This is a genomic window from uncultured Methanofollis sp. (assembly GCF_937919355.1).
GTDB lineage: Archaea > Halobacteriota > Methanomicrobia > Methanomicrobiales > Methanofollaceae > Methanofollis.
Map to the genome: position 1 here is coordinate 1 of NZ_CALFSA010000216.1, position 7,766 is coordinate 7,766.

The following is a 7,766-nucleotide window of genomic DNA, read 5'->3' on the forward strand; positions in this document are numbered from 1 at the left end:
CGTCGGTGCGGAAGGGGAATGTCTTCGGCGTCCAGTTCCACCCGGAGAAGAGCGGGGATGTGGGGCTGAGGATCCTCGGGAATTTTATCGGGATGGTGTGAGAGGGAAGACTCTCTGTCTTTTTTCAGTGCACTGTTTGTTCTCTTCTTTTGTTGTTTGCAGGATGTATACTTCAATCTCTGAAAGTCAATAATTGTCCGTCAACTTTCAACTATTTCCGACCCTTCTTTATATACAATGACTTCAGATGTTTAATCGTGAGGATATATATCGACGAATCCGGCGACCTCGGTTTCAGTCGTCAATCATCCCAATATTTTGTCATCGCTGCCCTCATCCCCCACGATGAACTCAGGATTCAGCGGTGTTTCAAAAAAATACGCCAGAATGTCATGAAAAAAAGCGTGAGAGAAATTCCAGAGTTTAAATTCAATAACTCACTGCCCGAGGTAAAAAACCGAATATTCAAATGTTTTGCAAAGGCGGATCTTGAAATTGCATATCTCTATCTCAGAAAAGATCAGGTCCCTATGAAACTCTGGGACAAGCATCAGCAGGTGTATAATTCTATGACGTGTTCACTGGTTGCCAGCATCGTGTCCTATTATCATCTCACAACCCCGGTTGAAGTTGTCATTGACAAGTCGCTGTACGGCATTCAGCGGGATCTTTTTGATCATGACCTGCGGGACGGCATACAGAACGGCATCAAACCCTGTGCCCTCTCAGCGGGCCAGATCGGTATCAGGCATGTCGATTCCAGAAGTGACCTCTGTATTCAGGCCGTCGATTTTATTGCTGGAGCCGTCCACGAGCACTGTAGGAACTATGGCGGAGCCTATTATCCAAGTATTGAGGATAAGGTCGTGATAGGATATGACTATCTCAATGATTCATAAAAGGAGCGGTGAACCCTTCCCTACTTCGTCCCACCCACCTTACGGTGGCCTCATCCTTTTCGGGAAGGACTTACTCACTGCATAAATACATACATACAATCCTATTATATACTTTTCCCTTCAGCACGACCGGTTCACCTGGAGGGCACCCGCGGAGATCTTCAGCTCACCGGGAGACAGGAGGAGGGGGTAAGAGGCTTGAAGGGATGCCGCCGGCACCCGTGCTCCGCTCACCCCAACATTCCCCCACCCGACACCTCTCGGTGCCTTCTCGAAGATCTATGAGATCTCTCATGCTCGCTGTCGCTCGCACACCCCTCTGAGGCAGTGATTACGATAGGAGAGCGTCAGGAGGTTGGACTGGTATCTGGCGATCACTCCCGCCATCATATCACACATCAAAAAAGAAATGAAGGATAATTCGATCCTTCACGCCCTGTCCTTTCTCCGCCGATAGTAGGTGAAATACAGATACACCTCATAAACGAGGAGAGTCAGCAGCACCGTGCTCCCGCCGAGGAAGAAGGCGATGACCGAAGTGTCGACACCGGCGAGGAACCCCTCCCCTCCCTGATCGGGTGCGGCCTTGAGGGGGGCCACGTCGTCGTACCCCATCAGTCGCGGCGTCGCATCGGGCGCCGGCGGCATGAACATCGGCATCACCACCGCCGCAATGACCGTCGCGAAGACGATGACCCCGAAGAGGGAGGCGTACTTCAGGAGGATAGACCTGATGTCCTTCACCTGGGGGGAGACGATGACAAGGGTGTTGGCGAGGCCGTAGACCTTCATTTCACGCCCCTTCGCGCTCCACTTCGTCTTCACGACCTCGATCAGGCCCGCGTCGACAAGGTTCTCGATATGGTATTTGAGGGTGGTGATGGGGATGGCGAGGCGGTCTGCGATCTCGGCGGCACTCCGCGGCCCCTCCTTCAGGTCGGAGAGGACGTCGTTCGCCGTCTGGCTCGCCATCGCCTTCGCGATCTTCTTCGCCCGCTCGTCGCCGGGCTCCAGCACCACAACCTCTTCAGTCATATTCAGATGTGCAGTTTCGCTTCGATGAGGGACCGGCCGAGGGCAAGGGCCTCGCCGATCTTCCCGGCCTCAGGACCGCCGCCCTGGGCGATCTCGGGCTTGCCCCCGCCCTTGCCGCCGAGGGCCGCACAGACATCCCTGATGACCTCGATTGCATTCAGTTCAGGGACCGGGGACGCCATCACGGCATGCGCACGGTCGTTCCCGCCGACAAGGAGGGCGATCTCCCCGCTCTCTGCAAGCCTTGACGCCAGCGCCACCAGTTCCTGCGGGGGAAGGTCGACCTGCTTCACCACGACGCGGTGGCCGGCAACCTCCTCCGCCTCAAGCTGCTGCGCCTCCAGGTCCACGACCTTCTGCTGCAACCTCTCGATATCCTTCCTCTGCTCCTTCCACTCGGTGAAGAAGCGGGTCACGCTGCCCGGCAGGTTCTCCTGCTGGACGCTGAGGGTCTCGGCCGACTCGGTCAGGAGGTCCTTCACGTGCTGCATCGCATAGATCGCTGCAATGCCTGCGGAGAACTCCAGCCTCTCGATACCGTCCTGGATATGCTCGACCCGCAGGATCGCGATCGGACCCACTTCGCCGGTGGAACGGCAGTGCGTACCTGCACAGGCCTCCACGTCCCCGGCCACCTGGACGACCCTGATATCCTTGCCCGGCGGGACGCCGCCCTGGTACAGGCCGAAGCCGTACTTCTGCTCGGCACGTGTCCTGTCCTCCCAGGAGATGTAGACAGGGGCGTTTTCCATCACGATCTGGTTTGCGCAGACCTCGATCCTCTTCAGTTCCTCGGGCGTGATATGCTTGAAGTGCCTGATATCGACCCGGGAAGTCTCGCTCCCTTTCTGGGCGCCGGCCTGGTGTATATGTGCGCCGAGAACTTCCTGCGCTGCGTGGAGGATGATATGCGTTGCCGTGTGGTGGCGCATCAGTGACCAGCGCCTCTCCTCGTCGAGGATCCCCTTGACGCGGTTGCCGCGCTTGAGGGTGCCGCCCTTCACCTTGTGGAGGATCACCTCGCCGAGTTTGATCACTTCTTCCACCCGCACCATGCTCTCCGTTGTAACGAGGGTGCCGGTGTCGAAGGGCTGACCGCCGCCCTCAGGATAGAAGAGGGTCTGGTCGAGGACCGCATAGCCGTCGAAGTAGTCGAGGACCATCGCCTCGAACTCGACATCGGCGGGCTGCTCGTAGTAGAGTTTCTTGGTGGCAGGGAGACCGGCGACGCGCTCGCGGTACTTCGCCAGCGGGTCGACCTCTTTCTCCACATGGTTCTCGGAGTGGAGGTCGGCGATCTGGGAGTAGAAGTTGTCCGGGATCTCGACGACCGCTCCTTCCTGTGCGGCGATCTCCTTCACCATCTCAGGCGGGATGCCGTGCGAGTCGTACAGGGTGACGACCTCCTGCAGGGGGATCCTCTCGCTCTTCTTCTTGTAGGTGCGGGCGATCCTCTGGACAATGCGAGAGCCGCGGGCAAGGGTCGCCGCATACTTCTCCACCTCACGGTCCAGGATCTCGCGGACGACCTTGACGTCCTGCTGGAAGGCGTCAAGCCCGACGATCTTCATCTGCATCTCGACGAGGTCGGCGAGGCTCTCCTTGAGGTTGAGGTCGGCCATCATCCTGAGGGTGCGGCGGATCACGAGCCTCGCAAGGTAGCCCTCACGGACATTCGAGGGGACGACACAGTCGCCGAGCATGTAGGCGAGGCAGCGGGTGTGGTCGGCGATCGCGTAGATCTTTTCGATCGGCGTGATCATCTTGTCCAGTTTTTCCAGGGGGACGTCGATCGTTGCGGCGACCTTCTTTCTCAGCTGGTAGAGGTTCGGGCCGCTGATGTCCATCAACCCGGCAAACTTTGCATTGAGGCCGAGGATCTTCGTGAACTCCTTGTTGTCGAGGAGGTGTTCGAGGCCTGCCGCCTGCATCAGGTGGCTCACCATCTCCGGGAAGACGGCGTCGTATACGGTCGGCGACCCCTTCGACGCCCAGGTGATCCTCTCAAGGCCGTAGCCCGTGTCCACGATCCGCATCTTCATCGGGTAATAGGGCTCGCCGTTCAGGATGACCGGTTCCTGGTCATTTTTCTCCCGCGTCAGGCTCATGAAGACGAGGGTCGCGACTTCGAGGCCGCCGATGAGCACCTCAACGGAGGCGCCGGCATTGCCGCCGCCGATCCAGGGGTTTTCCTTGTAGGTGACCTTCTTCAGGTCGGCACCGATCGATGCGAGGAACTGGTCGCAGAACTCGACCGCCCTGTCCTTCCAGTAGATGTCCTCACTCGGCGAGTTGAAGGCGTGGTGCGCCATCATCTCGAAGAGGGTCAGGTGCCTGCCAGACCTGCCGACAGAGTCAAGGTCATTGAGCCTGATGCAGGGCTGAGAGATCACCAGCGGGTTTGCCGGAGGGGGTACAAGGCCGCTCGTCACGAAGGGCTGGAAATCTGCGATCGAGGCGATGGTCAGGTAGATGTCGTCACGCCAGCGGGCGACGACAGGGTAGCGCTCGATACGCGTGTGGCCGTGCCGCTCGAAAAATGAAAGGAATGCTTCCCTCATTTCGTCCAGGGAATGCGCCTGAAACACGGGGTTGCCGATAAACGCGTATGGTTCGCAGGGTGCGTCCCCGCAGGTCTCCCGGGACGGGTCTCTGGTCCAGAACGCCGACCCGCACTTCGTACATATCTTCCGTACGAAGCCCTGGGATTTAAAATATTCAAGCTGATACTCTTCTTCGAGCATTCAAAACCACGTCTTATTAATCTATTATTCGTTAATGGTTGATTATATTGTTTATCGTGCTTACCTGATCATCTTCCAGCGGTCGATGTACCAGCCTTTTTTTTCCTGATACAACTCCGCCGCCAGGGCAATCTGCACGGCAAGGATGTGCCAGCAGCACCGCCCCCGGTAGATGAAGTCCCTGCAGGTGCAGAAGTCGTCCTCGACGATGTACTCGTCTGAAGAACCGGTGACGACGAAGAAGTCGTCGTACTTCCGCACCAGGCCGCTGTCGACGGCTGCAAGCGCCTTTTTTCCCCGGTCCCCGTATGAACGGCAGATCCTCTCCCTGACCGGCGGTGTCAGGCCGCCGGCGTCCCTGACCTCGTCCCTGATCTCTGTCATGGGATGGTCGTGACCGTCGGTCTGTCGTCAATGTACTGCCAGCCTTCCCTCTCCGCGAGCGCCTGCATCCCCGGTGCCTCCAGGGCATAGTGTGTCGACTCGATGCAGGGGATCGGCGACGAACGCGCCACGTGGTGTTTCAGTTCTGCCGAGAGAAACGCCTCTGCGCCGAGGCTTACGGCCTCCTCAATGAGGGCCGGGTCAAAGCCGCTCCCCCCGACGACCGCAAGGGTGGCGGGGTTGCGGGCGGCGCCGTACACCCTGACATTCCCGCCGATGCGGGCGGCCATCTCCCTGAGGGTGCAGGTGCACCTGCCGATGCGTCCAAGAGACATGGGCCGCACGTCCTCAAGGCCGAGGATGCGGGCGAGGGTGTCGTTCACCCCGCCATCGGCACGGTCGAAGTTGGTGTGCATCACATAGAGGCCGACGCCGTGTGCCAGCAGGGGCCGCAGGACGGCGGCGGTCGTGCCGCGGACGGCGTTCACCGCGTCCCAGATGGGAGTGTGGTGGACGACGAGCATGCCCGCACCGGCGCGGGCGGCGGCCTCGGCCACCGCGGGTGTGGCATCGAGGGCGCAGCAGACTGTCCCGACGTCCTTCCTCCCCTCGACGATGAGGCCGATCCGCCCTTCGTCGAACTCTTCAGCAAGTTCCGGCGGCGCGATTCTTTCCAGGTGCGCAACCAGGTCTGCACTATCCATACACACAGATCAGCCTCCGTCGTAATCAAGGCACTTATTACTGGGGATAATAAGAAAGACCTATAAATATGCAGATTTAACATGGAGATATGGAGAAGTCGATCGAAGAGATCAATACGAGAATACGCGACGGCAATGCCCGCGTCGTCACGGCAGAGGAGATGCCGGACATTGTCGCCGAACTCGGTGAGGAAGGTGCTCTCAAGGAGGTAGACGTCGTCACGACCGGGACCTTCGGGGCGATGTGCTCCTCCGGTGCTTTCCTGAACTTCGGCCACACCGACCCGCCGATCAGGATGGAGAGGATCTGGCTCAACGATGTCGAGGCATATGGAGGTCTTGCCGCTGTCGACGCGTATATGGGTGCGACCCAGCAGTCCACCACGCAGGGCGATAAATACGGCGGGGCGCACGTGATCGAGGACCTGATCTCGGGCAGGTCGGTTGAACTCCGCGCGATCTCCCGCGGGACTGACTGCTACCCGCGCCGGACGGTGACCTCCACCCTCCTCCTTGAAGACTTCAACGACGCCGTGATGGTCAACCCGCGGAATGCCTACCAGAACTACAACGCGGCGACGAACTCGACGGACCGCACTCTCCACACCTATATGGGACTCCTCCTCCCGAACAACGGGAACGTCTCCTACTCCGGGGCGGGGGCGCTCTCTCCCCTGGCCAATGACCCTCACTATCATCGGATCAGGAGCGGTGTCCCCATATTCCTTGGCGGAGCGCAGGGCATGGTCATCGGGCAGGGGACGCAGTCCTCGCCGGCGACTGGTTTTGCGACCCTTATGACGACCGGCGGACTGAAGCAGATGAGCCCGGACTTCATCAGGGCGGCGACGTACCAGGGCTACGGCGTCACGAAGTACGTCGGTGTCGGCGTCCCCCTGCCTGTCACCGACCTTGAGGTTGTCAGGAGCACGGCCGTACGGGACGAGGACCTGATGACAACTATCGTCGACTACGGCGTGCCGCACCGCGACCGCCCGGCCATCAGGCGTGTCAGTTTTGCCGAACTGAAGAGTGGGAAGGTCGAGATCAACGGCGAGGAGGTGAAGACCTCGTCTCTTTCGAGTTACAAGAAGGCCCGCCAGGTCGCGGAGACCCTGCGCGGCTGGGTGGAGCAGGGGTCGATCGAACTCGCTCTCCCGACAAGGCAGTTCAATGCCGCAAAGAGGACGCACCCGATGCGCGAGACGAAGGTGGTCCCGATGGTGCGCGAGGTGATGGACACAGCAGTCGTCTGCATCACCGAGGACGAACCGATCACGACGGCGGCCACGAAACTTCTCAAGGGGGAGACGAACCACCTGCCTGTCCTTGACGCGGACGGTATCCTCGTCGGGATCGTCACGACCTACGACGTCACCAAGGCCGTCGCACGGCCGGGAGACCGTCTCCTCGTAAAGGACATCATGACCCGGAAGGTCGTCAGGACGATGCCCGAGGAGGCGGTGGACATCGCCGCACAGAAACTGGACAGGAACAACATCAGCGCGATGCCTGTGGTCGACCCGGCAAACAGGGTCATCGGCATGCTGACAGCGCTTGACCTTGGCAAACTTGTCGGCGGGAGGTGGCAGTAACCATGAAGTTGATGGTCTCATTCTCCAGGAAGAAAGTCCACGAACCGATCATCGCCCGTGTGGTCAAGGACACCGGCGTCCTGATCAATGTCGAGCGGGCCCGGATCGAACCGGGCGAGGGCGATGTGCTCATCGATGTCCCGAATGGTTCGGCAGAGGAAGTCAGCCAGAAGATGCGCGATCTCGGGGCGACGGTGCGGGTCCTCGAGGACGCCATCCACCACAACGAGACGGAGTGCGTGGACTGCGGGGCGTGCATCAGCATCTGCCCGCAGGACGTCTTCTCCTTCGACGACGACTGGAACCTCGTCGTCGACCAGAAGCGTTGCGTCCTCTGCGGTCGGTGCCTCCAGGCATGCCCGCACGGGGCGCTCTCCCTGCTGAGATAGGCGGCCCTTTGGGGCA

General features: G+C 59.8%; 7 protein-coding genes. 3 read left to right on the forward strand and 4 right to left on the reverse strand.

Annotation, left to right across the window (positions count from 1 at the left end; genetic code table 11):
- Window positions 1-257 precede the first annotated feature (257 nt).
- Entirely contained in the window at window positions 258-899 is a 642-nt protein-coding gene (locus tag Q0520_RS10565; RefSeq protein WP_298669885.1) for a DUF3800 domain-containing protein, read from the forward strand.
- A 429-nt stretch (window positions 900-1,328) separates the two neighbouring features.
- Here Q0520_RS10565 and Q0520_RS10570 read toward each other — a convergent pair whose 3' ends face one another.
- Genes Q0520_RS10570 through Q0520_RS10585 form a run of 4 tightly spaced genes read right to left on the reverse strand, consistent with a single transcriptional unit; the run spans window position 1,329 to window position 5,766 of the window.
- A complete protein-coding gene (locus tag Q0520_RS10570) occupies window positions 1,329-1,934 on the reverse strand; it encodes a transcriptional regulator (RefSeq protein ID WP_298669887.1) in 606 nt (201 codons plus the stop codon).
- A 2-nt stretch (window positions 1,935-1,936) separates the two neighbouring features.
- The gene (gene alaS, locus Q0520_RS10575; RefSeq protein WP_298669889.1) at window positions 1,937-4,678 is read right to left on the reverse strand and encodes an alanine--tRNA ligase; all 2,742 of its coding nucleotides are present in this window, start codon (window positions 4,676-4,678) and stop codon (window positions 1,937-1,939) included.
- A 60-nt stretch (window positions 4,679-4,738) separates the two neighbouring features.
- Complete coding sequence (locus Q0520_RS10580) at window positions 4,739-5,062, reverse strand: SWIM zinc finger family protein (protein ID WP_298669891.1); 324 nt, start codon at window positions 5,060-5,062, stop codon at window positions 4,739-4,741.
- Window positions 5,059-5,766, reverse strand: coding sequence for a Nif3-like dinuclear metal center hexameric protein (locus tag Q0520_RS10585; RefSeq protein WP_298669893.1), 708 nt, complete (start codon window positions 5,764-5,766; stop codon window positions 5,059-5,061). Before Q0520_RS10585 ends, Q0520_RS10580 begins: the two co-directional genes overlap by 4 nt.
- 89 nt (window positions 5,767-5,855) lie before the next feature.
- On the opposite strand from Q0520_RS10585, the gene Q0520_RS10590 reads away from it, so the two are divergent.
- Together Q0520_RS10590 and Q0520_RS10595 are read left to right on the forward strand one after the other, a co-directional pair.
- Window positions 5,856-7,361, forward strand: a complete 1,506-nt coding sequence (locus Q0520_RS10590; protein WP_298669895.1) for a homocysteine biosynthesis protein — start codon at window positions 5,856-5,858, stop codon at window positions 7,359-7,361.
- A 2-nt stretch (window positions 7,362-7,363) separates the two neighbouring features.
- Window positions 7,364-7,750 (forward strand): 4Fe-4S binding protein, encoded by a 387-nt coding sequence (locus tag Q0520_RS10595; RefSeq protein WP_298669897.1) that lies wholly within the window; start codon window positions 7,364-7,366, stop codon window positions 7,748-7,750.
- The last annotated feature ends 16 nt before the right edge of the window (window positions 7,751-7,766 follow it).

Bases quoted from the DNA above. Each gene is read 5' to 3' on its own strand.
- Q0520_RS10590 (WP_298669895.1), top strand. From the start codon at position 5,856: ATGGAGAAGTCGATCGAAGAGATCAATACGAGAATACGCGACGGCAAT.
- Q0520_RS10570 (WP_298669887.1), bottom strand. From the start codon at position 1,934: ATGACTGAAGAGGTTGTGGTGCTGGAGCCCGGCGACGAGCGGGCGAAG.
- Q0520_RS10580 (WP_298669891.1), bottom strand. From the start codon at position 5,062: ATGACAGAGATCAGGGACGAGGTCAGGGACGCCGGCGGCCTGACACCG.
- Q0520_RS10585 (WP_298669893.1), bottom strand. From the start codon at position 5,766: ATGGATAGTGCAGACCTGGTTGCGCACCTGGAAAGAATCGCGCCGCCG.
- alaS (WP_298669889.1), bottom strand. From the start codon at position 4,678: ATGCTCGAAGAAGAGTATCAGCTTGAATATTTTAAATCCCAGGGCTTC.
- Q0520_RS10595 (WP_298669897.1), top strand. From the start codon at position 7,364: ATGAAGTTGATGGTCTCATTCTCCAGGAAGAAAGTCCACGAACCGATC.